General features: G+C 74.0%; 21 protein-coding genes. 14 read left to right on the top strand and 7 right to left on the bottom strand.

Annotated features, from left to right (window positions below; genetic code table 11):
- Positions 1-49 precede the first annotated feature (49 nt).
- Both eccCa and ABZ570_RS09830 read right to left on the bottom strand, forming a co-directional pair.
- The gene (gene eccCa, locus ABZ570_RS09825; protein WP_358059648.1) at positions 50-4,015 is read right to left on the bottom strand and encodes a type VII secretion protein EccCa; all 3,966 of its coding nucleotides are present in this window, start codon (positions 4,013-4,015) and stop codon (positions 50-52) included.
- A complete protein-coding gene (locus ABZ570_RS09830) occupies positions 4,012-4,551 on the bottom strand; it encodes a zinc ribbon domain-containing protein (RefSeq protein ID WP_358059651.1) in 540 nt (179 codons plus the stop codon). Before ABZ570_RS09830 ends, eccCa begins: the two co-directional genes overlap by 4 nt.
- Positions 4,552-4,817: 266 nt before the next feature.
- Between ABZ570_RS09830 and eccD the strand changes: the two genes are divergently transcribed.
- Positions 4,818-6,218, top strand: coding sequence for a type VII secretion integral membrane protein EccD (eccD, locus tag ABZ570_RS09835; RefSeq protein ID WP_358059654.1), 1,401 nt, complete (start codon positions 4,818-4,820; stop codon positions 6,216-6,218).
- Here eccD and ABZ570_RS09840 read toward each other — a convergent pair.
- Entirely contained in the window at positions 6,202-7,374 is a 1,173-nt protein-coding gene (locus ABZ570_RS09840) for a type VII secretion protein EccE (RefSeq protein ID WP_358059657.1), read from the bottom strand. The two genes, eccD and ABZ570_RS09840, sit on opposite strands and share 17 nt — an antisense overlap.
- Before the next feature lie 163 nt (positions 7,375-7,537).
- Here ABZ570_RS09840 and eccB point away from each other — a divergent pair, with 163 nt between their 5' ends.
- From eccB to ABZ570_RS09890, 10 genes are all read left to right on the top strand, one after another.
- Positions 7,538-8,989, top strand: coding sequence for a type VII secretion protein EccB (gene eccB / locus ABZ570_RS09845; RefSeq protein ID WP_358059660.1), 1,452 nt, complete (start codon positions 7,538-7,540; stop codon positions 8,987-8,989).
- 115 nt (positions 8,990-9,104) lie between these two features.
- A complete protein-coding gene (locus ABZ570_RS09850) occupies positions 9,105-9,479 on the top strand; it encodes a hypothetical protein (RefSeq protein ID WP_358059663.1) in 375 nt (124 codons plus the stop codon).
- Entirely contained in the window at positions 9,463-10,704 is a 1,242-nt protein-coding gene (locus ABZ570_RS09855) for a WXG100 family type VII secretion target (RefSeq protein WP_358059666.1), read from the top strand. Before ABZ570_RS09850 ends, ABZ570_RS09855 begins: the two co-directional genes overlap by 17 nt.
- 108 nt (positions 10,705-10,812) lie before the next feature.
- Entirely contained in the window at positions 10,813-11,337 is a 525-nt protein-coding gene (locus ABZ570_RS09860) for a PadR family transcriptional regulator (protein WP_358059668.1), read from the top strand.
- A complete protein-coding gene (locus tag ABZ570_RS09865) occupies positions 11,334-12,017 on the top strand; it encodes an ABC transporter ATP-binding protein (RefSeq protein WP_358059671.1) in 684 nt (227 codons plus the stop codon). Before ABZ570_RS09860 ends, ABZ570_RS09865 begins: the two co-directional genes overlap by 4 nt.
- The gene (locus ABZ570_RS09870; RefSeq protein WP_358059674.1) at positions 12,014-14,344 is read left to right on the top strand and encodes an FtsX-like permease family protein; all 2,331 of its coding nucleotides are present in this window, start codon (positions 12,014-12,016) and stop codon (positions 14,342-14,344) included. The genes ABZ570_RS09865 and ABZ570_RS09870 overlap by 4 nt, the downstream gene beginning before the upstream one ends.
- Before the next feature lie 147 nt (positions 14,345-14,491).
- On the top strand, positions 14,492-14,968 hold the full coding sequence (locus ABZ570_RS09875) for a hypothetical protein (protein WP_358059677.1): 477 nt from the start codon (positions 14,492-14,494) through the stop codon (positions 14,966-14,968).
- Between the two features lie 144 nt (positions 14,969-15,112).
- Positions 15,113-15,937, top strand: coding sequence for a hypothetical protein (locus ABZ570_RS09880; protein ID WP_358059680.1), 825 nt, complete (start codon positions 15,113-15,115; stop codon positions 15,935-15,937).
- Positions 15,938-16,251: 314 nt separating this feature from the next.
- Positions 16,252-16,890 carry a C39 family peptidase gene (locus tag ABZ570_RS09885; RefSeq protein WP_358059683.1) on the top strand — a complete coding sequence of 213 codons (639 nt, stop codon included), beginning with the start codon at positions 16,252-16,254 and terminating at the stop codon, positions 16,888-16,890.
- Positions 16,891-16,996: 106 nt separating this feature from the next.
- Positions 16,997-17,659, top strand: coding sequence for an HAD family hydrolase (locus tag ABZ570_RS09890; protein ID WP_358059686.1), 663 nt, complete (start codon positions 16,997-16,999; stop codon positions 17,657-17,659).
- A gap of 193 nt (positions 17,660-17,852) precedes the next feature.
- Here the strand turns inward: ABZ570_RS09890 and ABZ570_RS09895 are convergent, their stop codons facing one another.
- Together ABZ570_RS09895 and ABZ570_RS09900 are read right to left on the bottom strand one after the other, a co-directional pair.
- Positions 17,853-18,035, bottom strand: coding sequence for an antitoxin (locus ABZ570_RS09895; RefSeq protein WP_358059689.1), 183 nt, complete (start codon positions 18,033-18,035; stop codon positions 17,853-17,855).
- Positions 18,036-18,110: 75 nt separating this feature from the next.
- Complete coding sequence (locus tag ABZ570_RS09900) at positions 18,111-18,767, bottom strand: alpha/beta fold hydrolase (RefSeq protein WP_358059692.1); 657 nt, start codon at positions 18,765-18,767, stop codon at positions 18,111-18,113.
- Between the two features lie 110 nt (positions 18,768-18,877).
- Here ABZ570_RS09900 and ABZ570_RS09905 point away from each other — a divergent pair, with 110 nt between their 5' ends.
- From ABZ570_RS09905 to ABZ570_RS09915, 3 genes are all read left to right on the top strand, one after another.
- Positions 18,878-19,270 carry a MerR family transcriptional regulator gene (locus tag ABZ570_RS09905; protein WP_358059695.1) on the top strand — a complete coding sequence of 131 codons (393 nt, stop codon included), beginning with the start codon at positions 18,878-18,880 and terminating at the stop codon, positions 19,268-19,270.
- Complete coding sequence (trxA, locus tag ABZ570_RS09910) at positions 19,240-19,587, top strand: thioredoxin (protein WP_358059698.1); 348 nt, start codon at positions 19,240-19,242, stop codon at positions 19,585-19,587. Before ABZ570_RS09905 ends, trxA begins: the two co-directional genes overlap by 31 nt.
- Positions 19,588-19,693: 106 nt before the next feature.
- On the top strand, positions 19,694-19,870 hold the full coding sequence (locus tag ABZ570_RS09915) for a hypothetical protein (protein WP_358059701.1): 177 nt from the start codon (positions 19,694-19,696) through the stop codon (positions 19,868-19,870).
- A 72-nt stretch (positions 19,871-19,942) separates the two neighbouring features.
- Here ABZ570_RS09915 and ABZ570_RS09920 read toward each other — a convergent pair whose 3' ends face one another.
- Both ABZ570_RS09920 and ABZ570_RS09925 read right to left on the bottom strand, forming a co-directional pair.
- Complete coding sequence (locus tag ABZ570_RS09920; RefSeq protein ID WP_358059704.1) at positions 19,943-22,315, bottom strand: glycoside hydrolase family 65 protein; 2,373 nt, start codon at positions 22,313-22,315, stop codon at positions 19,943-19,945.
- Positions 22,312-23,061: a beta-phosphoglucomutase family hydrolase gene (locus ABZ570_RS09925; protein ID WP_358059707.1), complete on the bottom strand. Its 750-nt coding sequence runs from the start codon at positions 23,059-23,061 to the stop codon at positions 22,312-22,314. The genes ABZ570_RS09920 and ABZ570_RS09925 overlap by 4 nt, the downstream gene beginning before the upstream one ends.
- Positions 23,062-23,068: the final 7 nt, after the last annotated feature.

Consider the following 23,068-nt stretch of genomic DNA (forward strand, 5'->3'; position numbering starts at 1 on the left):
CCCTCCCGTGATGCGGAGCCTAACGCTCGGGCTCCACCCGGTCTGCCCCTCAGCTCGGCTCGGACCACGCGGTCTGGATCAGCTGTTGCCCGTCCCGCCGCCGGACGAGCGTGCCCCGGCCGGGTGGCTGCGGGCTCGGGCGCAGGTTGCCGAAGACCGCGCCCTCCTCCCGGTTGCCGGACATCAGCAGGCCCGGCGAGTCCAGCTCGCGCAGGCGTTGCAGCACCGGCTCGTACAGGGCTCGGGCCACACCGCCCGCCCGGCGGGTGACGATCAGGTGCAGGCCGATGTCCCGGGCCTGCGGCAGCAGCTCGTGCAACGCGCTGAGCGGGTTGTTGCCGCCCGACGCGACCAGGTCGTAGTCGTCGACCAGGATGTAGAGGTCCGGACCCTTCCACCAGCTCCGGTCGCGCAGCTGGGCGGTGGTCACGTCCGGGCCGGGCAGCCGGTTCTGCAGGGCGCTGCGGATCGAGCCCAGCCCCTGACTGAACACCTGATTGGACGGCGCGTAGTCGAGCAGGTGGTCGCCCTCCACGGCACCCAGCAGGCCGCGCCGGTAGTCGGCGATGACCAGCCGGGCCTGGGCCGGGGTGTAGCGCTCGGCGATGCTCCGGGCGATCAGCCGCAGCAGATTTGTCTTGCCGCACTCGGCGTCCCCGAACACGGTCAGGTGCGGCTCGTTCGCCAGGTCCAGGTAGACCGGGGCGAGCGCCGACTCGTTGACGCCGATCGGGATGCCCGGCACCGACCGGTCGATCACCTTCGCCAGCTCGCTGACCGCCAACTTGCGTGGCAGCAGCCGTACCTTCGGTGCCGGGCGGCCCGGCCAGTTCGCCGCGACGTGCCCGGCCAGGGCGACCGACGCCTCGGTCAGGTCCTCGACGTCGCGCTTGCCGTCGATCCGCGAGATCGCGGCGAGGAAGTGCAGCTTGTCGTGGGTCAGACCGCGGCCCGGCGAGCCGACCGGCACGTTCTGCGCGGCCCGCCGGTCGATCTCCGACTCGGCCGCGTCGCCGAGCCGCAGCTCCAGCTTCGTGCCGAGCAGATCCCGCATGTTGATCCGGATCTCCGCCCAGCGCACGGCCGTGATGACCACGTGTACGCCGAACCCGAGCCCCCGGTTGGCCAGGTTGGTGATGGTCTGCTCGAGCTCCTCGTACTCCTGGCGCAGCGTGTTCCAGCCGTCGATCACCAGGAAGACGTCGCCGAACGGGTCGTCGGCGAACTCACCGGCCGCCCGGCGGCGGCGGTAGCTGGCCACCGAGTCGATGCCGTGCTGGGTGAAGCGCAGCTCCCGCTCGTCGATGATCGCGACCACCTCGGCCACGGTCCGCCGGACCGCCTCGATGTCCCGCCGGCCGGCCACACCGGACGTGTGCGGCAGCCGCTCCAGGCTGCGCAGCGCGCCGCCGCCGAAGTCGAGGCAGAAGAACTGCACCTCGCGCGGGGTGTGGGTGAGCGCCAGCGAGGCGAGCATCGAGCGCAGCATCGTGCTCTTGCCGCTCAGCGAGGCACCGACGATCACCACGTTGCCGCCCGCGCCGGACAGGTCCACCATCATGGGGTCGCGCCGCTGCTCGTACGGGCGGTCGACGATGCCGACCGGCACGGTGAGCCGGCCCCGTCCCGGCCAGTTCGCGGTGGTCAGGCCGTACGTCGGGTGCACGCTCAGCGGCGGCAGCAGCTCGCCCAGGCCCGGCGGTTCGGCCAGCGGCGGCAGCCAGACCTGGTGCGCCGCGCGGCCCCGCCCCTTGAGCCGGTCGATCAGCACGTCCAGCATGGCCACGGCCTTGCCGTCGGCCGCCTGCTCCGGCTCCGGAGTGGTCTCGGCCGGGGTCGGCAGAGCCGGCACCGGCACGTAGTCGATGCCGTACGGGACGATCCGCCGCTGCACCTGCGCCCGGGTGGACCGCTGCACCTGCCCCGGCGCCCGGTACGGCCCGGAGACGTAGGCGGCCCGGAACCGGAGCATCGTGCTGGTGTCGGTCTTGAGGTAGCCGTGGCCGGGCGCGTTCGGCAGCTCGTACGCGTCCGGCACGCCGAGCACGATGCGGCTCTCGACCGCGGAGAACGTCCGCAGACCGATCCGGTACGACAGGTGGGTGTCGAGCCCTCGGAGCTTCCCCTCCTCCAGCCGCTGGCTCGCCAGCAGCAGGTGCACGCCGAGCGACCGGCCGAGCCGGCCGATCATGACGAACAGGTCGATGAAGTCCGGCTTGGCGGCCAGCAGCTCGCTGAACTCGTCGCAGATGATCAGCAGGCTGGGCATCGGGTCCAGCGGCTCACCGGCCGCCCGGGCCTTCTCGTAGTCGTAGCGGGAGACGTAGTTGCCGGCCGCCCGGAGCACCTCCTGGCGGCGGTTCATCTCGCCGGCCAGCGCGTCGCGCATACGGTCGACCAGCGGCAGCTCGTCGGAGAGGTTGGTGATCACCGCGCTGGTGTGCGGCAACGCGTCCAGCGAGGCGAAGGTGGCACCACCCTTGAAGTCGACCAGGACGAAGTTGAGCTCCTCGGACGAGTGCGTCACGGCCAGCGCCCCGACGACCGTACGCAACAGCTCGCTCTTGCCGGAGCCGGTCGCACCGATCACCAGGCCGTGCGGGCCCATGCCCTCGTGCGCGGACTCCTTGAAGTCCAGCTCGACCACATTGCCGTCCGGCCCGACGCCGAGCGGGATGCGCAGCCGGTCCCGGTGGCTGCGTGGCCGCCAGGTCTGCTGCACGTCCACCGTGGCCGCGTCGCCGACACCGAGCAGGTCCGGCAGCTCCATGCTGCGGGCCAGCGGCTCCTCGGCGGTGGCCCCCTGCTGTTGGGAGAGCCGGTAGGGGGCGATCTGCCGGGCCAGCCCCTCGGCGGCCGCCACGGTGAGCCGGTCCGGCCGGCCCAACCGGGACGACGTGGGGCCCCGCACGAGGTCCAGCCCGCTGCCGTCACCGGCGTCGAGGCAGAGCAGCCAGCGACCGGCGTCGCGGGGCACGGTGCCGGACAGGTCGATCACGGTGGCGCCGAGCAGGCCGGAACCCATCAGCGCGCAGGTCGGGGCGACCTCGCCGCCGTCGAGCACCACCACCAGGTGCGGCGCGGTGGTGAGCGGCTTCGCCTCCGGGGCGAACCGGGGGCGGCCGGCCAGCTCGTTGGCGAGCGCCGCCTCCGCCTCGGCGAGGCTGGCGAAGACCATCCGGCGGGCACCCGCCGCGTCCGTACGTCCCGGGTGCTGGGCGTGCGGCAGCCACTTCACCCAGTCCCACACCGGCTGCCGGTCCGGCGCGGCCACCACCGCCACCATCAGGTCGTCCGGGGCGTGGAAGGTGACCAGCTGGCCCAGGGCGGCCCGGGTCAGGTCGAGCACCGGCTCCCGGTCGCCGCGCAGCGCGATCCGGCTGAATGCACGCAGCGAGACCGCGGTGGGCAGGTCCGGCACGCTGGAGTGGGCCCGGACGAACCGCCGGAGCGCGATCGCGCTCATCGGCTCCAGGTCCTCGACCGGCTTGGTCTCCGGCGGCACGATCTCCACCGCCAGTCGCTGCGGGCCGAGCGCGATGCGCGCCTCACCGAAGTCGTCCTCGGTGATCCGCCGCTCCCACAGCCGGCGCGACGCGGCGACGGACCAGAGCGCGTCCGGCTCCGGGTGCCGCCAGGTCATCGCGGCCCGCTGTTGCTCGGCGGCCCGCCGGGTGCGCTTGCGCATCTGCGCCAGGTAGCGCATGTAGTCGCGCCGCTCGGCGTTCAACTCGGCCTTGTCGTTGCCGCCGCCGCTGAGCGTGCCGATCGCCATGCCCAGCATGGACACCCCGAAGAGGCCACCGGCGACGTACGTCATCATGCCGCCGCCACGCCCGGCGTAGAGGAAGGCCATCGCGCCGACGCCACAGAGCATCGGCAGGATCATCAACACCTGACCCATCCCGCGCGGCTGCTGCTCAGGCAGCTCCGGCGGGGACTCCAGCAGCACCTCGCCGCGCGGCAGCGCGGGCCCCGGTTGACGCGGAAGCCGGCGGAACACCACTGTGCTCACGGCATTTCCTGCTTCTCCGTGCTCATTGCTGAGCGGTTTGGATATTTCGCTCTCCGCTCGGCGGTTACCGGGCTGGAGTCCTGGACCGGCAGTCTGGTCCGGTGGCGATCGGTCCGGTCCTGCAGGATCTGCTTCACCACAAAGTGTGGGGTGTGCAGGGCGATGTCGGGGTCGCCGGCTCGGTGCAGGATGTTGATCGCGGCGTTCACGTCGGCCTGCCACACCACCCCGCACGAGGTGCAGTGAAACCGGTCCCCACTACGGCGGCCGAACCGGCCGCAGCGGTGACAGGTTTGTGAGGTGTAGGCGGCGTTGCCGGGAACGTTCGCCAACACACCAAACTGCACGTGCGTACCGTCAGCCAACCAGCGATCCCGCACCAGCCGGTCGCGAAGTCCGGACCCCACACCGGCAACCGCCCCGTACCGCTGCCACACCTCACTACGAACCCGGCCCAGCCGACGCGCCTGCTCGAGCAGAGCGGCGTACTTACCCGGATTCAGTTCCATCGAGTAAGCGACCCGGGTGACCTTCACCGCTCGCCTCCCGTGCTCATCTCTGGGTCTGGGAGGCCCGGCCGCCCTTCTGTCCAGGCGACTGCACCCGGCGGTGCGCCACGACCTTCCGGAGACAACTGGTCACTCTCCTCGATCGGCCCTGCAGCTTCGCGACCGACCGGAGCCGCCGGGTGGGCATCCTATGCGACCACCATCGTAGGTAATCTGCCCGAGGCGTCGTGGTCCCATACCGGGGCGACGCCACCGGCCGAGGTGAATCGTAGGCGAGCACGAGGAGGCCCCCAGTGGCGACGAAGGCGGCGACCGGCGGGCTGAGCCGGATCACCATCGTGGCGCCGCGGACCAGGATGGATCTGGCGCTGCCATCGGACGTTCCGCTGGCCGATCTGCTGCCCACGCTGCTGCGGTACGCCGGCGAGGACCTCGCCGACGAGGGTGTGCGGCACGGCGGCTGGAGCCTGTCCCGGCTCGGCGGGCAGCCGCTGGACGGTGGGCGTACCCCCGCTCAGCTCGGCGTGCGCGACGGCGAGGTGCTCTACTTCAACCCCCGGGCCGCCGCCGCCCCGGAGATCGTCTTCGACGACGTGGTGGACGCCGTCGCCACCGCGACCAGCCAGCGCCCGGGCACCTGGCAGGTCGGCACCACCCGTGCGTTCGCGGTGCTCTTCGCCGGGGTGGCCCTGGCGGCCGGCGCGGCCATGGCGCTCTTCGCCGGCCCGCCGCAGCTGCCCGGCGCGCTGGCCGCGCTGGTCGTGGCGGTCGCCCTGGTGGTGAGCGCCGCGGTGCTGTCCCGGGCGGCCGGCGACAGCCGGACCGGCGCGGTGCTGGCCATGGCCGGCCTCGGCTACGCGGCGATCGGCGGCCTGCTGGTCCTGGCCGGGGACCGGAAACCGGCCGACCTGGCCAGCCCGCACGTGCTGCTGGCCGCGACCGCGGTCGTGCTCTTCGGCGCGGTCGCCGCGCTGGCCGTCGGCGACCGGCTGCCGCTGTTCCTCGGGGCGGTCGCGGTGGGCGCGGCCGTCGGCTTCGGCGCGGTGCTCTGCCTGGCCTTCGACGGCATGGGCGCGGCAGCCGCCGCGGCGGTGGTGGCCACCATCGCGTTCGGCGCCCTGCCGGCGCTGCCGATGCTCGCCTACCGGCTGGCCCGGCTGCCGGTGCCGTCGATCCCGACCGGGCCGGACGACCTGAAGACCGACTCCGAGTCGGTCGACGGCCCGCAGGTGCTGCGCAACAGCGAGCGGGCCGACGCGTTCCTCACCGGTCTGCTGTGGACGGTCGCGCTGCTGGTGCTCGGCGGCCAGGTGGTGCTCGCCGACAACGGCCGGCTGCCGGCGGTGCTGCTCTGCCTGGTCCTGGCCCTGCTGTCGCTGCTGCGGGCCCGGCCGTTCATCGGCCGCGCCCAGCGCACCCCGGTGCTCCTCGCCGGCACGGTCGGTCTGGGGCTGGCCGCCGCGGCCACCTTCGGCGCCGCGGAGCTGCCGCTCCGGCTCGGGCTGGTCCTCGGCGGCCTGCTGCTGGCGGCGGTGATCAGCCTGATCTACGGCCTCACCGTGGCCGGCAAGCGGATCTCGCCGGTCTGGGGGCGGACCCTCGACATCGTCGAGATCCTGCTGATCGTCGCCCTGGTGCCGCTGGCCTTCTGGGTCTGCGGGCTCTACGGCTGGATCGTCAACCTTCGACCGTGACCGTGCCCATCGCGGTCGCCACCGGCGCGGTGGCGTAGACGCCCGGAGCGTGCTGCCCGTCCAGCGGCCGGGCCGGCACGCCGGCCCGGCCGGCCACGTCCCGGACCGCCTTCACCAGTGCCTCGGCGTGGCCGTCCATCGCCGCCACCCGCAGCAGCGGCGGCACCCGGCGCCCGCCGGGCAGCACCACCGCCGCGACCGTGTGCGACGGCGCCGAGGTCGCCGTGACCGCGTCCACCAGCGCGCTCAGTGACCCGTTGGGGCGGACCCGCAGCGCCAGGCAGCGCTGGGTCCAGCCGCCGCCACGCAGGCTGGTCCAGCTCTCCACCGGCGACTGGGGCGCGAGGTCGAGCCCGGCCCCGGAGACCACCGCCGCGTGCAGCTCGTCGCGGCCGAGGACACGGTGGCCGAGGCCGGCGGCGTTCAACGCCTTGCCGAGCCGGCCGATCCCGGCGGCCACGGTGCGGTGCACGCCGCGCAGGCCGCCGCCCCGGCTCACCGTCTCGGCGCGGGCGTCGGAGACCGAGAGCCGCAGCGCCACCCAGACCGTACGGTGGGCGGCGGGCGGCGCGCCCGGCGCCGGGTACCAGACCAGGGTGTGCGAGACGACCTGGGTCTGGGTGACCGGCCCGCTGAACTCGGCGAGCACCGCGAGGGCGCGGTCCACCAGCGCCGCCTCGACCGAGCCGGCCGGCGCGCCGGGGCGGCCGGTCAGCGCGACGGCGGCGAACCAGCCCCGGTCGTCCTGGCCGATGCCGAGCCGGGTGCCCCGCTCGGTCAGCTCGACGACGGTCAGCTCCGGGGCGAGCGCGCCCAGCCGCGGATCACCCGCCGACACCGCACCCCGGGCCCGTTCCCGGCGGCGCCGCAGCCGGCGGCGGAGCAGCAGGTCCTCGTACCACCATCGGCCGCCCCGACGGGCGAAGGCGGCGGCGACCGCCGCCACGGCCACCCCGGCGACGACGGCGAGCAGCCAGGCCGGACCGGCGCTGGCGAGCCAGACGGCCAGCGCGGCGCACTCCAGCACCACGAGCTGACCGACGACGACCGGGCCGAGCCGACCGCGCCGACGCCGGTCGGCCGGGGTGACCGGCCGGTCGTCCGGGACGGCGGGGGCGGCGGCCGTACGACCGGGTGGCGCCTGGACCTGGGTCATCGGTGAGCGTCCCTTCTGGGCATCCTGGGCATCCGCCGGATCGGTGGGTCCCCGGGGGACGGGCGGGGTCCCGGTGAACCGTCGACGGCCCCTTATCGTAGGGAAGCCCGCGGCGAAGTTCGGACCTGATCGTCGCGGACCCACCCCGGCCCGGAGGTTACTCATGCGGACCCGCCGCGATCAGGTGCAGGCGTACCGCTTCGTCACCCGCCGCATCGTCTCCGCGCTGCTCTCCGGCGATCCGGAGACCAACGACCTGCCGATGCGCCGGCTCGGCCTGGCGGTGTTCGGCAGCCTGATCGCCGCCGCCGTCGTGCTCGGCGGTGCCGGCGCGTACGGGCAGCTCACCGGCAACTCCGCGCCGCTAAAGGAGAACACGCTGGTGATCGAGCGGGAGACCGGCGCCACCTACGTCTTCAACCAAGGGGTGCTGCACCCGACGCTCAACTACGCCTCCGCGAGGCTGATCCTCAACGAGGCCGAGCCGACCGTCCGTACCATGTCGCAGGCGTCCATCAAGGACCGTCCCCGTGGGCGGGCGGTGGGGATCGTCGGCGCCCCGGACGACCTGCCGGACCGCAAGGCGCTGGTCGGCCTGCCCTGGTCGATCTGCGACGTGCCCGACGCGGCCGACCCGCGGCGCTCCACCACCCGGCTGGTGATCAACCGGCCGCTGCCCGGGGGCACTCCGCTCAGGGACCGGGCGGTGCTGGTCCGGACGAACGACGCGCGGTACCTGCTCACCGGCGGTGCCCGGCTGCGGGTGGTCGGCGACGAGCAGGCGCTGGTGGCGTTGAAGATGGCCGGCGCGACGCCGCTCACGGTGGGGCAGCAACTGCTCAACGCGGTGCCGGTCGGACCGGAGCTGCGCAAGCCGACCATCGACGGCACCGGCTCCTCCAGCGCGGTGGCTGATCGCCCCGCGAGGGTCGGGCAGGTCTACCGGGCCGCCGGCAAGTACTACGTGCTGACCCTGCAGGGGCTGGCACCGATCAAGGAGATGACCGCGCTGCTGCTGCTCGGCGGCGGCGGCCAGGTCACCGACATCACGCCGGACCAGGCCGGTCAGCTCTACGTCGAGCGGCGGCTGGAGCCGGAGGGTCTGCCGGACGAGTTGCCCACCCTGCACGAGGTACGCACAGGGCGGACGGTGCTCTGCGCCACGTACCGGGCCGGGGCGCCGGGGCAGCCACCGGTCACCACGCTGGAGGTCTTCGACCAGCCGCCGACCGAGCTGACCGCGTCCGGGGTGGCCGCCCGGCAGACCGCCCGGGACGCCGTGCGTACCGCCGAGAGTGTGCTGCTGCCGGGCGGCAAGGGCGTGCTGGTGCAGGCGACGGCGGGGGAGAGCGGCAAGGCGGCGGCCGGCGCCACGGTCTACCTGATCACCGCGCAGGGGGTCCGCTACCCGCTCGGCACCGCCTCGGGGGATGCGAAGGCCGCGCTGGGCTACGGCGGCGTCACGCCACTCGCGGTGCCGGCCTCGTTGCTGTCGCTGGTGCCGACCGGACCGACCCTGGAACGGCGGGATGCGATGGTCCAGTTCGATCCGGGCACCGCCGGCTCGACGACCGCGCCGGGCGGCGCGGGGGCGGCGTCGACCCAGGGCGGCTGAGCGACCGTGCGACGTCCGATGTGGAGCCGGGCGGTCGCGGGTCGCCCGGTCTGGCTCAGGTCGACTAACCTGAGCGTGGCCACCGATTCTCGACGATGACTACGGGGATGCAGTCATGACCGGGCGCACGACAGTGGACGTACTGTCCTTGGAGGACTTTCACCAGCGGCTCGAGCGCCGGTTGAGCGAGGCCGAGTCGGTGTTGAGGAAGCTCAACACCGAGATGCAGTGCCGGCCACCGGCGCTGGGCGCCTTCACCGACGCGACCGAGAACTCCCGTCGCTACTCCCAGACGTACACCAGCTACGTCGAGCACGCCGAGCGGCTGCGCCGGGCGATCGTGGCCACCAGGGAGGCGACCCACAAGATCATGACCAACTACCGGACCGCCGAGGCACGCAACGAGGCCGCCGCGGCCGACATCATCGCCGCGCTCTCCGGGCTGACCAAGGTGATGAAGCCGGCGAAGGGAGATGATCCGCGTGTCTGAGTACACCCGACGCTACGAGCCGGTCAGCCACAAGGAGCTCTACCAGGGCGTCACCGCAGGTGACCCGAAGCAGGTCGACGCCCTCAGCGCCCAGTGGAGCTCGCTGAAGGACACCCTCGAGGGCCTCGGCCGGGACCTGACCGGCGATCTGGACGCGCTGGCCAAGACCTGGACCGGCGACGCCGCCCGGGAGTTCCACCAGCGGGTGAACCTGGTCGTCGAGTACTCCGGCAACCTCGCCCACGGCATGGCCGGCATCCGGCAGGCGCTCGACATGATGGCCACCGAGCTGCGCACCGCACAGGCGAACGCGGAGAGCCCGGAGGAGACCGACGACAACGACAAGATGCTGTCCGGCGCCGGCAAGGGCTTCATGATGGGCGGGGCGGTAGGTGCGGTGATCGGCGGCGTGGTCGGCCACCAGCAGGACAAGGCCGAGCAGGAGAAGGCGCACCAGCGGATGGTGCAGGTCGTCGCCAACCTGGCCGAGGGTTACGACCTCTCCGCGTACGGGCGGGTCGTCGTCCCCGAGCCACCCGACCCCCGGCTGCCGGGCCACACCGAGTCGGCCAACCCGACGCTGGGCAACGGCCCGTCGGTGGGTACGCCCTCGGCCGGCCCGACCTCCGGCACGTTCGGGCACACCGCCGGGGCGACCGCGACCACCTCCGGCGTCCACCACACGGCCCCGGGCGGGGGCACCGGGGGCGGCGGCGCGCCCGGCACCCTGGGTGCGGGCAGCGCCGGCAGCATCGGTTCCGGCGGCGTTGTCGACCCTGCCGGCACCTCGCTCGCCGGGGCCGGCCCGATCACGCCCACCGGCCTGGCGCCCACCGGCCTCACCAGCGCCGGCACCTCGACCGTGCCGACCGGCGGCGGGGGCCCCTACGGGATGCCGGGCGTGGTGGGCACCGGGTCGCTGGCCGGTGCGGGCACGGCGGCCTCCGGCCGGGCGGGCGGGATGACCGGCCTGGACAACCGTTCGGCGGCCGGCACCGGGCGGCTCGCCTCCGGGCGTGGCGCCGCGGTGGAGTCGGAGAGCCGGTCCAACAGCGGTCGCGGCGCGAACGCGCGTTCCGCGATGGCCGGGCGCAACGGCGTGCTGGGCGGGCGCGGCCAGCACGACGAGGACGAGTCGGCGGAGCGGCTCACCTGGCTGACCGAGGACGAGATGGTCTGGGGCGACGGCCGGTCGGCGCCGCCGCCGGTGCTCGGCACCGACTGATCGCACGCTGACGGACGGCGCGGCGACCCCACCGGAGGGGCGCCGCGCCGTCCGCGTTCGCGCACCCGGGTATACCTAATGCGTATACCTGCTGTGTATAGTCTCGCCATGTCGATCGGACACACCTTCCTCGGGCTGCTGGAATCCAGCCCCCGCCACGGGTACGACCTCAAGCGGGCGTACGACGAACGCTTCGGGCAGACCCGGCCGCTGCACTTCGGCCAGGTCTACTCCACCCTCTCCCGGCTGCTCCGCAACGGGCTGGTCGAAGTGGACTCGGTCGAGCCCGGCGAGGGGCCCGAGCGCAAGCGGTACGCGATCACCGAGGCGGGGGTGACCGACGTCCAGCGCTGGCTGTCCCAGCCGGAGAAACCCGAGCCCTACCTGCAGAGCGTCCTCTACACCAAGGTGGTGCTCGCGCTGCTCACCGGCCGTCCTGCCGCCGACCTGCTCGACACCCAACGGGCCGAGCACCTGCGGCTGATGCGCGAGCTGACCCGGCGCAAGGCCCACGGCGACCTCGCCGACCAGCTCATCTGCGACCACGCCCTCTTCCACCTGGAGGCGGACCTGCGCTGGCTGGAGCTGACCGCCGCCCGCCTCGACGAGCTCGCGCGGCAGGTCCGCGGATGACCGGCGAAGCCCTGCTGATCGGAGCGGACCTGCACAAGTCCTTCGGCCCGACCTCGGCCCTCGCCGGCGCCTCGGTGTCCGTACGCGCCGGTGAGGTGGTGGCGCTGATGGGTCCGTCCGGGTCGGGCAAGTCCACGCTGCTGCACTGCCTGGCCGGCATCCTTCGCCCCGACCAGGGGCGGGTGCACTACCGGGGCGTCGAGTTGACCAGCCTCTCCGACACCGCCCGCAGCGCCTTGCGCCGCCGGGAGTTCGGCTTCGTCTTCCAGTTCGGGCAGCTCGTACCGGAGCTGACCTGTTTGGAGAACGTCGCGCTGCCGCTGCGGCTGGAGCGCGTTCCCCGCCGGCAGGCGGAACGGCGGGCCACCGAGTGGCTGGACCGGCTGGAGGTGACCGACGTGGCCGGCAAGCGCCCGGGCGAGATCTCCGGCGGCCAGGGCCAGCGGGTCGCGGTGGCCCGCGCACTGGTCACCGGACCCAAGGTGGTGTTCGCCGACGAGCCGACCGGCGCCCTGGACTCGCTGAACGGCGAGCGGGTGATGCGCCTGCTCGCCGAGTCGGCCCGGGAGGCCGGGGCGGCCGTCCTGCTGGTGACGCACGAGCCGCGGGTGGCGGCGTACTCCGATCGGGAGGTGGTGGTCCGCGACGGCCGGGCCCGGAGCCTGGAGCAGGTGGCGTGACCGCACCGGAGACGCCGCGGCCCGGCGGCCGGCTGCGGGCCGGCCTGGGCGACCTGCTGATGGGGGCCCGGATGGCCTGCACCGGCGGGCGGGAGGGCTGGACGCGGACCGTGCTGACCGCCCTCGGCGTGGGCGTCGGCGTCGCGATGCTGCTGCTCGCGGCGGCGGTGCCCGGCGCGATCGACGCCCGTAACGACCGGACCACAGCCCGATTCGACCTGGGCTACCGGCCGGAGCTGCCGGCGGCGGCGGACACGCTGCTGGTCGTCCCGGTCGACACCGTCTTCCGGGGCCGCTTCGTGCGCGGGCGGATCGTCCACCCGGAGGGCCCGGACGCCCCGATGCCACCCGGATTGGCCGCGTTCCCCCGCGACGGCGAGGCGGTCGTCTCACCGGCGCTGCGCGCGCTGCTCGACTCACCGGACGGACCGCTGCTCGCCCCCCGCCTCGGCGGGGCCCGGGTCACCGGCACGATCGGTTCCGAGGGCCTGTCCGGTCCCCACGAGCTGGCCTTCTACCTGGGCCGCGACGCCATGCCGCCCGACGACGTGATGCGCCTGAACCGCCTCGGCGACGTCGGCGCGGGCGAGGAGTTCAGCCCGGTGCTGTGGCTGCTCGTCGTGGTGGTCTTCGTGGTGCTGCTGCTGCCGATCGTGGTGTTCCTCGGGGCGGCCGTCCGCTTCGGCGGCGAGCAGCGCGACCGCCGGCTCGCCGCGCTCCGGCTGCTCGGGGCCGACGCCGGCATGGTCCGCCGGATCGCCGCCGCGGAGGCCGGCACCGCCGCCCTGTTCGGGCTGGCCGTCGGCGGGGGGCTCTTCCTCGCCGGTCGGCAACTCGCGCCGCTGGTCTCGCTGTACGACATCAGCGTGTTTCCGGGCGACCTGCGCCCGGTGCCGTGGCTGGTGGCGCTGGTGGCGCTGGCCGTGCCGCTGCTCGCCGCCGGGATGGCGCTGCTGGCCCTGCGCGGTGTGCTCGTCACGCCGCTGGGCGTCAGCCGCCGGGCCACCCCGGCGCGGCGGCGGCTCTGGTGGCGGTTGCTGCTGCCCGCCGCCGGGCTCGCGCTGCTCCAGCCGTTCACCGACGTCCGGGCGGCCCGGTCCGCCACGACCGACGCCCAGGTCGCGGCCGGCGCGGTGCTGCTGCTCGTCGGCACGGTCGCCCTGCTGCCCTGGCTGGTCGACGTGCTGGTACGCCGGCTGCGCGGCGGCCCGCCGCCCTGGCAGCTCGCGGTCCGGCGGCTCCAGCTCGACAGCGCCGCCTCGGCCCGACTGGTCAGCGGCGTGGCGGTCGCGGTGGCCGGCACCATCGGGCTGCAGATGCTGGTGGCCGGCGTGCAGGACGAGTTCCGGCACACCACCAGCGAGGACCCGAGCCGGGCCCAGGTTGTCGTTCGGCTGAACAACCTGCCGGAGCCGGAGAAGGCCCTGGCGCAGGTCGCGGCCATCCCCGGGGTGCGGCGCAGCGTCGGCACCCTGCACCTGACGGCGAGCCCCCGCACCGACCCCGCCGGTGAGGACAGGTCGCGGGACCCGCTCGCCGAGGTCCTGATCGGTGACTGCCCGACGCTGGCCGAGTACGCCGACCTCGGGTCCTGCACCGACGGCGACGTCTTCCTGAGCTGGCGGGACGATCCCATCGCCGGCATCGGTCCCGGCGCCCGGCTGGACATCGGCGACGGCACCGTGACCTGGCGGGTGCCGGCGAACGCCCGGACCGTGCCGGTACGCAACGACCCGACGGGGGCGCGGCACAGCGGACTGTTGGTCACCCCCGGAGCGATGCCGTCACGGCCGCGGTCCCAGGTCTCGGCCGGCGCGTTGCTCAGCCTGGATCCCGAGGACCCGGACGCGGTGGAACGCGTCCGCGCCGAGATCGCCGGGATGGACCTGCTCGCCCCGGTGAACGAGCTGTTCGGGGTGCGGGAGAGTTCGCAGTTCGCGAACGTCCGGCGCGGGCTGCTCGCCGGCGCGGTGGTCACCCTGCTGCTGATCGGGGTGAGCATGCTGGTCGGCGTCCTGGAGCAGCTCCGGGAACGCCGCCGGCTGCTCGCCGCGCTGGTCGCCGTCGGCACGCCCCGGAGCACGCTCGGCTGGTCGGTGCTGGGTCAGACCGGCGTGCCGGTGCTGGCCGGGCTGGTGCTCGCCACCGGCATCGGGGTGGCGCTGGGGGCGGCCCTGCTCAAGATGGTGGGCGCACCGGTGGTGGTGAGCTGGCCGGTGGTCGGGCTCGGTGTCGGGCTCGGTGCCGCGGTGGTGCTGCTGGTGACCGTGGCGAGCCTGCCGGTGCTCTGGCGGCTCACCCGTCCGGACGGGTTGCGGTTCGAGTGACCGGTCGACGGCCCACCCGGTGGCTCGGGGCACCGGGTGGGCCGTCGTGTCGGTAGTGGTCTGTCCACAGCGCAGGGTGGGCCGGGTCACGTCCCTCGACACGCCGATCGAGCTGCAACGGGCGGATCTGCCCGATAGGTTGAAAAGGTGCTGCCCGTAACGTTCGCCCCGCCCCTCTGGGCAGCGACGCTGCGCACCCTTCGCGAGCTGGCCCGGGTGGCGGTGGCCGCCCTGGTGCTCGTCGTCGGGCTCAACGGGCTGGCCGTCGCGCCCGCCTCCGCCGGCGCCCTCCGGCCGTCCGAGGCGGCCGGCCCGGTGACCGAGGCGCCGGCCATCCCGGCGCCGGTCGACGGGCCGCTGGGCACGGCCCCGGGTGCCGGCACCGTGCCGATCCTCCTGAGCACCAGCGCGGCGGCCGGCGCGTCGGCCGCTGCGGTCCGGCTGACCGGGCCGGACAACGGGCCGGCCACGGTCGGGCAGCCGCGCCCCTCGGGCTCGCCCTGGCGTGGCGGTGCGCCCGAAGCCGGCGAGGTGGGCGTCGCGCCGCCGCCGGCGGGCGCCGTCCTGCCGTCCGCCGATCCCGGCCGGGAGTCGATCGCCCGGCGCGGCCCGCCGCGCGGCTGAGCGCCGGCCGCCCGCGCGGCCTCCGCACCCCATCGCCGTCCTATCCGGCTACGGCCCCGCGGCGCCGTCGCGCCCCCGCGCCTACGGCGATCCGCCGCCCGTCCAGACCGTGCGTTCCGACCGTTCCACCACGAGGTGCTGGTGATGCAGACCGTCTTCTCCACCGTCCTGCCCGATGTACCCCAGGCCGCCGGGATCTGGCTGGCCCTGCTCGCCGTGGCGGCGATCGTCGTCGCCGCCCTGATCGTCCGCCCGGACCGGTTCCGGTCGGTGGTCGGCGACCGGATCAGCGAGGCGGCCATGCCGAGCAGCCTGGAACTGGCCGAGGAGGCCCGCGAGCGGGCCCGGTACGCACAGGAGATCGGGGTGGCCGCGAGCCGCGCGACGGCCACCGCCGAGCGGCGGCGGGCCGAGTGGCTGGCCGCGCAGGAGGAGGTCGAGGAGGCGTGGCAGGCGTACGAGGCGGCGGAGGAGCACGTCCGCCGGCTGGCCGCCGCCGCCGCGCTGCCCCTGCCGCGTACCGCCCGGACGCCGGCCGAGTACGCGGACCGGGAGCGCTGGCTGCACCGGGCCGCGCTGGACACCCAGCGGCGCAACGAGATCACGGCACGGCAGCTCGACGACATCCTCGCGCACCGGGGCTGGGATCCGCGCCGGCACCCGGTGGAGCAGGAGCTGCTGCTGCGCCGGCTCGTGCGGGACAACCTGCGCGCCCGGTACCAGGCCGCCCGGGAGCGGGAGCAGGCCGCCTGGCAGGCCGCCGAGCTGGCCGCCACCGCCGCGCGCAGCCTGCGCGACGAGGCGTACGCGGCGACCTGCCCCGCGCCCGAGCCGCAGTCACCCCTGTCCATCGTGGACTTCACCGCGGCGGAGGCCACCCGGGAGCTGCCGCCCGCCGGCCGGCCCGCCGACATCACCCGCGAGATCGCGCCGATGGCCCGGGGCCGAGCGCCCGTCCAGGCCTACTAACACCCACCCACCCCACCCAGCCCTCCCGGCCCCCTCCCCCGCGATCTTGCAGTTCGTGCCCGGACATATCGCTCATTCCGGGCAACCCGCCGGCCGAAACTGCAAGATCGCCGGGGGCGGCGGGGCAGCTTGGCCCTGGTTTGGGTGGGGTGGGGGGGTGTGTCTGGTTCGGGGGTGAGCTGGGCCACGGGGAGGGCGGAATCGGGGCGGACCACCGCTGGTTGCACTTCCGGTACGGCCGCACTGAACGACGAGCGCCACTCCCGGTGCTGCGTCTCCCCCGGAGACGTCAAACCCCCGAATGGAGCTTCGACATGAACCAGATCTTCCGTAGGAGCATGCTGTCCGTCGCCGGTCTCATCATGTCCGGTGGCGTCGTCGCCGGACCCGCCGTGGCCGCGCACGCCGCCCCGGCGGCCGCCAAGCCGGCCACGGCGAAGCCCGGCGACAAGGGCGAGCGCGGCACCGGCTACGAGTACCAGGCCCAGCCGAACTACTTCTACTGCGGCCCGGCCTCGACCCGGATCGCCCTGTCGGCGGAGGGCAAGCAGGTCAGCCAGGACGAGCTGGCCACCAAGCTGGGCACCACGGTGAACGGCACGGACTCCGCCATCGACATCACCCGGGTGCTCAACGAGTACACCGGTGGCAAGTACAAGACCACCGAGATCCGTGACAACGCCGCCACCAAGGACCAGGTCGAGCAGCTGCGGACCGACATCAGGACCGCGGTCGACCAGGGCCGCCCGGTGGTCGCCAACATCATCGGTACCGCGGTGGACGTGGACGGGGTCGCGCACAGCTACACCGGTCACTACCTGACCGTGGTGGAGTACAAGAACGACGGCGACACCGTGCTGATCGCCGACCCGGCCAGCCCGGGCGAGCCGGAGTACTGGATGAACGTGGCCGACCTGGCCAACTGGATCGCCAGCCGCGGTTACAGCTCCTGACCGAGCGGCCCGAGGGCCGGTCTCCCCGAGCGGGGGGCCGGCCCTTCGCCGTGCCGGCGGCGCGCAACTCACCACGGTCGCCGGAGGCCACCGATAGCATGTGGCCGTGCCGCGACCGGTGATCTTCGACCTCTTTCACACGCTCGTCGACGGGGCGAACTCCGAACGGGACCGCGTGGTCGGCGAGATGGCCCTGATGGTGGGGGTGGAGCCTGCCGCGCTGGTCGCCGCGTACCACGAGACCTGGCGGGACCGGATGCTGCGGTGGGACGTGGCGGAGACGGTACGTGTCCTCGCCGGGCAGCTCGGCGGGGCACCGACCGAGGAACAGGTGGCCCGCGCGGCCGCCCACCGCCGGGAGCTGGCCGCCCGGCTGCTGGACAGCGTCGCACCGGAGACCCTCGCGGTGCTCGACGCGCTGCGCGCCGACGGTCACCCGCTCGGCCTGGTCAGCAACGCCACCGCCGAGGCCGCCGAGGCGTGGCGTTCCAGCGCGCTGGCCCGCCGCTTCGACGTCGCGGTCTTCTCCTGTGAGGTCGGCGTGGCCAAGCCCGACCCGGCGATCTACCGGGCGGCGGCCGAGCGGCTGGGCGTCCGCCCCACCGACTGCGTCTTCGTCGGCGACGGCGCGGACGGGGAGCTGGCCGGGGCCGCTGCGGTCGGCATGACGGTGATCCGGACAACCGAGCACAACGACACCGCCCCCGACTGGGACGGCCGGGAGCTCGCCACCCTGGACGAGCTGCCCGCCCTGCTGCACGGCGTGTAGCCGCCGGATCAGGCGATCGACGGGTGCGGATCGAGCGGCTGAGCCTCCAGCTCACTGTTCAGCCTGCGGGTAAACGTCAACGGGGTCCGCTACCCGGGCTGCTGACCGGTCCGCCAGGGTGATCCAGGCCGGGAGAACCCCGAACACGCCGCTCCCGGGTCGTCCACCGAGGACGACCCGGGAGCGCGGCCGCTCAGCGGTTGCGGTTGCCCTGGTCGATACGCTGCTGCGCCTCCTGGACGCCCTTCTGGACCTCCTTGTCGTGCCGGTCGCCGGTGCGCTGGTCAACCTCCTGGCCGGCCTTCTGGACACCCTGGTCGGCCTGCTTGGGATGCTGTTCGGCGAACTGCTCGGCCTTCTTCGCGAAGTCGCTCATGCCGGTTCTCCCTTCCTCACGCCTCCGCCTTCCCGGGCGCGGCGGGCGCAAACGACGCCATGATCGACACGAGGATCAGGCCGGGTGGGGGGTGCGTAGGTGGGTGGTGAACCAGCCGCCGGCCTGGTCGGCCACCTCGTCGAGGGTGCCGGGCTCCTCGAAGAGGTGCGTGGCGCCCGGGACGATCCGCAGCTCGGCCACCTCGCCCAGCTCGGCCCGCGCCTGCTCATTGAGCACGATCACCTCCTCGTCGAGGCCCCCCACCAGCAGCAACGTGGGGGCGCGCACCGCCGACAGGGCGTGGCCGGCCAGGTCCGGCCGGCCGCCGCGGGAGACCACCGCCGCCACCCGGTCCGGCCTGGCGGCCGCCGCCACCAGAGCCGCCGCCGCACCGGTGCTGGCCCCGAAGAGGCCGACCGGCAGCCGGCCGAGCGCCGGCTCCTTCCCCATCCAGTCGACGATGGCGGCCAGCCGCTCGGCGAGCATCCCGATGTTGAAACGCAGCTCGGCGGTCCGCGCGTCCAGCACGTCCTCGTCGGGGGTGAGCAGGTCGACCAGCACGGTCGCCAGCGACCGATCGTTCAGCTGGTGCGCGACGGCCACGTTGCGCGGACTGTGCCGTGAGCTTCCGCTGCCGTGCGCGAAGAGCACCACACCGGTCGCGCCCGGCGGCGTGATCACGTCGGCGGGCAGCCCGCCGACCACGGGAATCGTCACCTCGCGCGTCTCCATGCCCCCACATACCCCCACCCGCCCCCGCCTCACCCCCCACCCACTCCGGGCGGCGACGGTTGCCTTGACGTCGGCGGCAAGGTTTAGCGTGGCCGACGAGGGAGGTCGGGATGCGGATCGGTGAGCTGGCGGAACGGGCCGGTACGAGCACCCGGACGTTGCGCTACTACGAAGCTCGGGGCCTGGTGCGACCGCGCCGCGCCGCCAACGGCTACCGGTGCTACGACGAGGCGGAGCTGCGCGTCGTACACGAGATCCGGGCGCTGCTGGCGGTGGGCTTCGACCTCGACGACATCCGGCCGTTCGTGGCCTGCCTGCGTGCCGGCAACAGCTCCGGCGACGTCTGCCCCGACTCGGTCGCCGTGCTGCGGCGCAAGCTCGCCGAGGTGGACGACTACCTCGACCGGCTCGGCGCGGTACGTCGACAGCTGCACGACCAGCTCGCCCGCGCGATCGCCCACCGGGAGGAAACATGCCTCAGGACACGACAGCGACCCGAGTGACCGCGGTCACCGACGCGACGTTCGCCGCCATGGTGCTGGCCGGCGAGCGGCCGGTGGTGGTCGACTTCTGGGCGGAGTGGTGCCCGCCCTGCCGGGCGATCTCCCGGCACCTGACCGAGCTGGCCGAGGAGTTCGGCGACGCACTCCGCTTCGTCACCCTGAACTCCGACGAGAACCCCGAGACCACCCGGGCGTACCAGGTGATGTCGCTGCCGACCCTGCTGGTGTTCCGGGACGGACGGGTGGTCGGTTCGATCGTCGGTTCCCGGCCGAAGAACCAGCTCCGGCTGGCCTTCGCCCGGCACCTCGACGGCTGAGCCTTCGTCAGCCGCCGGGCCGCCGTTTGCCGCCGGGCCGTTGGGGAAGGCGCGGGATGACCCACGGACCGGCGCAGCCGCGCCCCGACGGATCGCGAGGATCGTCATGGCCCAGCAGAAGAGGTCCCGTCAGCAGACCGCCCAGCAGGAACGGCGCGAACGGGACGCCGAGCGCTCCCGGGACTGGGCGGACGAGGCGGCGCAGGCGCGGACCGCCGACGACCCGCGGGCGATGGCGCCCCGGGACGCTGAGGGCCGGCCGTCCAACGGCCGCCAGTTCTGACGTACGCACCAGCCGGCCCGGCCCTGGATCGGGCCGGGCCGGCTCATCCCGGCCACCCGGGCCGGCGACGGGTCAGCCGGAGCTCTCCGGCAGGTGCATGAGGGGCGCCCGGCCCGGCGGCTGCTCCGGCGGCGGGCCGGACGGGTCGGCCGGCGGCACCGGCACGGTGACCGGCTGCTCGCAGGTGATCCGGACCGGCTCGCCGTGGTGGCGCAGTTCCAGCACGGTGTCCGGCCCGTCGTGCCGCAACGAGTACGTCGTCTGGTGCGGCCGGACGTCGACCCGCAGCCGCATCGAGCGCCACTGGAGCGAGAACTCCAGGCGGCTCAGCCCGCTGGACAGCCGTGGCGAGAAGGAGAGAATGCCCTCGTGGTCGCGCAGGCCGCCGAAGCCGGCGACCAGGGCGATCCAGGCACCGGCCAGTGAGGCCATGTGCACGCCGTCGCGGGTGTTCTCGTTCAGGTCGTGCAGGTCCATCAGCGCGGCCTCGCGCAGGTAGCGGTGCGCCAGCTCGGGGTGGCCCACCTCGGCCGCCATCACCGCCTGGGTGCAGGCGGAGAGCGAGGAGTCCCGGACGGTCCGCCGCTCGTAGTAGAGGAAGTTGCGCATCTTCTGCGGGCCGGTGAACGCGTCGCCCCGCCAGTGCATCGCGAGCACCAGGTCGGCCTGCTTGACGACCTGCTTCCGATAGAGGTCGAAGTACGGGTAGTGCAGCAGCAGCGGGTACTTCTCCGGCGGGGTGTGCTCGAAGTCCCACTCCTGGAACCGGGTGAACCCGTCCACCTGCTGGTGTACGCCGAGGTCGTCGTCGTACGGGATGTGCATGGAGCGGGCGGCGTCCCGCCAGGCGGCGGCCTCCTCCTCGGTCACCCCGAGGTCGAGCGCCTGGTCCCGGAGGCGCATCGCGCAGTCGGCGGCGGTCAGCAGGTTCCGCTGTGCCATCAGGTTGGTGTAGATGTTGTCGTTCTTGACCGCGGTGTACTCGTCGGGGCCGGTCACCCCGTCGATGTGGAACTGGCCGTCGCGGTCGTGGTGGCCCAGTGAGCGCCAGAGCCGGGCGGTCTCCACCAGCAGTTCCAGGCCGATCTCCCGCTCCAGCGTGTCGTCCTCGGTGGCGAGCATGTACCGCCGCAGCGCGTCGGCGATGTCGGCGGCGATGTGGAACGCGGCCGTGCCGGCCGGCCAGTACGCCGACGACTCCGGGCCCTCGATGGTGCGCCACGGGAAGGCGGCACCCCGCAGATTCAAGGTCCGAGCCCGCTCGTGCGCCTGCGCCAGGGTCGAGTGACGCCAGTACAGCGCGTCCCGCACCGCACCCGGCTGGGTGTAGGTGAGCACCGGCAGCACGAACATCTCGGTGTCCCAGAACGCGTGCCCGTCGTACCCCGGGCCGGTCAGCCCCTTGGCGGGGATCGGCCGGCGTTCGGCCCGGGCGCCGGCCTGGAGCACGTGGAACAGCCCGAAGCGGACGGCCTGCTGCACCTCGGGGTCGCCCTCCACCCGCACGTCGGCGGCGTCCCAGAACTCGTCCAGATACTCCCGCTGCGCCCGGCGCAGGCCGTCCCAGCCGTCCAGCCGGGCCGCGGCGAGGGCCGCGCCGACCTGGTCGCGCAGCGCCGGCAGCGACCGCCGGCTGGACCACCCGTACGTCAGGTACTTGATCACCCGCAACGACTGGCCCGGCTTGAGCACCCCACCGATCGTGGTGCGGACCCAGTCCTCGTACCCCTCCGACTCGATGGTGGTGCGCTCCGGGCCGTGCACCTCGTGCGACATCGCGGCGGCGACCCGCAGCCCGCTCAGCTTGGTCCGGTGGATCAGCAGGCCGCCGTCGGCGGTGGTCAGCTCCTCCTCGGCCTGCAGCGGCGACTCCAGCACGGCGGCGACCCGCGGGTCGCGGCTCTGCGGCGGCAGGGTCTCGTTGGCCACCAGCTCGGACTGGACGATCAGCCGCAGCGGCCCGTCGACCGGCTCGACCTCGTAGTTGATCACGGCCACGGTGCGCTGGGTGAACGACACCACCCGGGTGCTGCGGACCTTGACCTCCCGCCCGGCCGGCGAGCGCCAGTGCAGCTCCCGGTGCAGGGTGCCGGCCCGCAGGTCGAGGATCCGCTCGTGGGAGAGGAGTTCGCCGTACCGGACGTCGAGCGGTTCGTCGTCGACGAGCAGGCGGATCAGCTTGCCGTTGGTGACGTTGACGATGGTCTGGCCGGACTCGGGGAAGCCGAAGCCGGCCTCGGCGTACGGCAGGGGCCGCAGCTCGTAGAAGGAGTTGAGGTAGGTGCCGGGCAGGCCGTGCGGCTCCCCCTCGTCCAGGTTGCCGCGCAGCCCGACGTGGCCGTTGGACAGGGCGAAGACCGACTCGGACTGGGCCAGCACGTCCAGGTCGAGCCGGGTCTCCCGGACGTGCCACGGCTCGACCGGATACGCCCGTTCCCGGATCATCGGACCGGCTCCGTCATCAGTTCGGCCAGGTCCGTCACCACCACGTCGGCACCGTGCGAGCGCAGGTCGTCGGCCTGGCCCACCCGGTCGACGCCCACCACGTACCCGAAGCCGCCGGCCTTTCCCGCGGCCACCCCGGCGAGGGCGTCCTCGAAGACGGCGGCCTGCCCCGGCGCCACCTCGAGCAGCTTCGCGCCGGCGAGGAAGGTGTCCGGGTACGGTTTGCCGCGCAGCCCGCACTCGCGGGCGTACACCCCGTCGACCCGGGCCTCCAGCAGGCGGTCCAGCCCGGCCGCCTCGACCACGGCCCGGCAGTTGGCGCTGGCCGAGACGACCGCCCGGCGGAGCCCGGCGCGGGCCGCCGCCTCCAGGTAGCGCACCGAGCCCTCGTAGACGTCGACCCCGTCGCTGCGGAGCCGGTTGAGCAGGACGACGTTCTTGCGGTTGCCCACCCCGTTGATCGTGTCCGCCTCCGGCGGGTCGTCCGGCGTGCCCTCGGGCAGGGTGATGCCGCGGGAGGCCAGGAAGGAGCGCACTCCGTCGGCGCGCGGCTTTCCGTCCACGTACCGGTTGTAGTCCGGCCCCGGGTCGAACGGGCGGAACGGCTCGCCGATGGCCGCCGCGCGGGCGGCGAGGAACCCGTTGAACGTCTCGGTCCAGGCGGCGTTGTGCACCTTGGCGGTCTGCGTCAGCACACCGTCCAGGTCGAAGAGACAGGCGGTCACGTGAGCGGGTAGACCCAGCACGTTACGA

Source organism: Micromonospora sp. NPDC007271, from assembly GCF_040634005.1.
Classification (GTDB): Bacteria; Actinomycetota; Actinomycetes; order Mycobacteriales; family Micromonosporaceae; genus Micromonospora.

Bases quoted from the DNA above. Each gene is read 5' to 3' on its own strand.
- ABZ570_RS09840 (WP_358059657.1), bottom strand. From the start codon at position 7,374: ATGACCCAGGTCCAGGCGCCACCCGGTCGTACGGCCGCCGCCCCCGCC.
- eccB (WP_358059660.1), top strand. From the start codon at position 7,538: ATGCGGACCCGCCGCGATCAGGTGCAGGCGTACCGCTTCGTCACCCGC.
- ABZ570_RS09850 (WP_358059663.1), top strand. From the start codon at position 9,105: ATGACCGGGCGCACGACAGTGGACGTACTGTCCTTGGAGGACTTTCAC.
- ABZ570_RS09855 (WP_358059666.1), top strand. From the start codon at position 9,463: ATGATCCGCGTGTCTGAGTACACCCGACGCTACGAGCCGGTCAGCCAC.
- ABZ570_RS09860 (WP_358059668.1), top strand. From the start codon at position 10,813: ATGTCGATCGGACACACCTTCCTCGGGCTGCTGGAATCCAGCCCCCGC.
- ABZ570_RS09865 (WP_358059671.1), top strand. From the start codon at position 11,334: ATGACCGGCGAAGCCCTGCTGATCGGAGCGGACCTGCACAAGTCCTTC.
- ABZ570_RS09880 (WP_358059680.1), top strand. From the start codon at position 15,113: ATGCAGACCGTCTTCTCCACCGTCCTGCCCGATGTACCCCAGGCCGCC.
- ABZ570_RS09885 (WP_358059683.1), top strand. From the start codon at position 16,252: ATGAACCAGATCTTCCGTAGGAGCATGCTGTCCGTCGCCGGTCTCATC.
- ABZ570_RS09895 (WP_358059689.1), bottom strand. From the start codon at position 18,035: ATGAGCGACTTCGCGAAGAAGGCCGAGCAGTTCGCCGAACAGCATCCC.
- ABZ570_RS09900 (WP_358059692.1), bottom strand. From the start codon at position 18,767: ATGGAGACGCGCGAGGTGACGATTCCCGTGGTCGGCGGGCTGCCCGCC.
- ABZ570_RS09905 (WP_358059695.1), top strand. From the start codon at position 18,878: ATGCGGATCGGTGAGCTGGCGGAACGGGCCGGTACGAGCACCCGGACG.
- trxA (WP_358059698.1), top strand. From the start codon at position 19,240: ATGCCTCAGGACACGACAGCGACCCGAGTGACCGCGGTCACCGACGCG.
- ABZ570_RS09915 (WP_358059701.1), top strand. From the start codon at position 19,694: ATGGCCCAGCAGAAGAGGTCCCGTCAGCAGACCGCCCAGCAGGAACGG.
- ABZ570_RS09920 (WP_358059704.1), bottom strand. From the start codon at position 22,315: ATGATCCGGGAACGGGCGTATCCGGTCGAGCCGTGGCACGTCCGGGAG.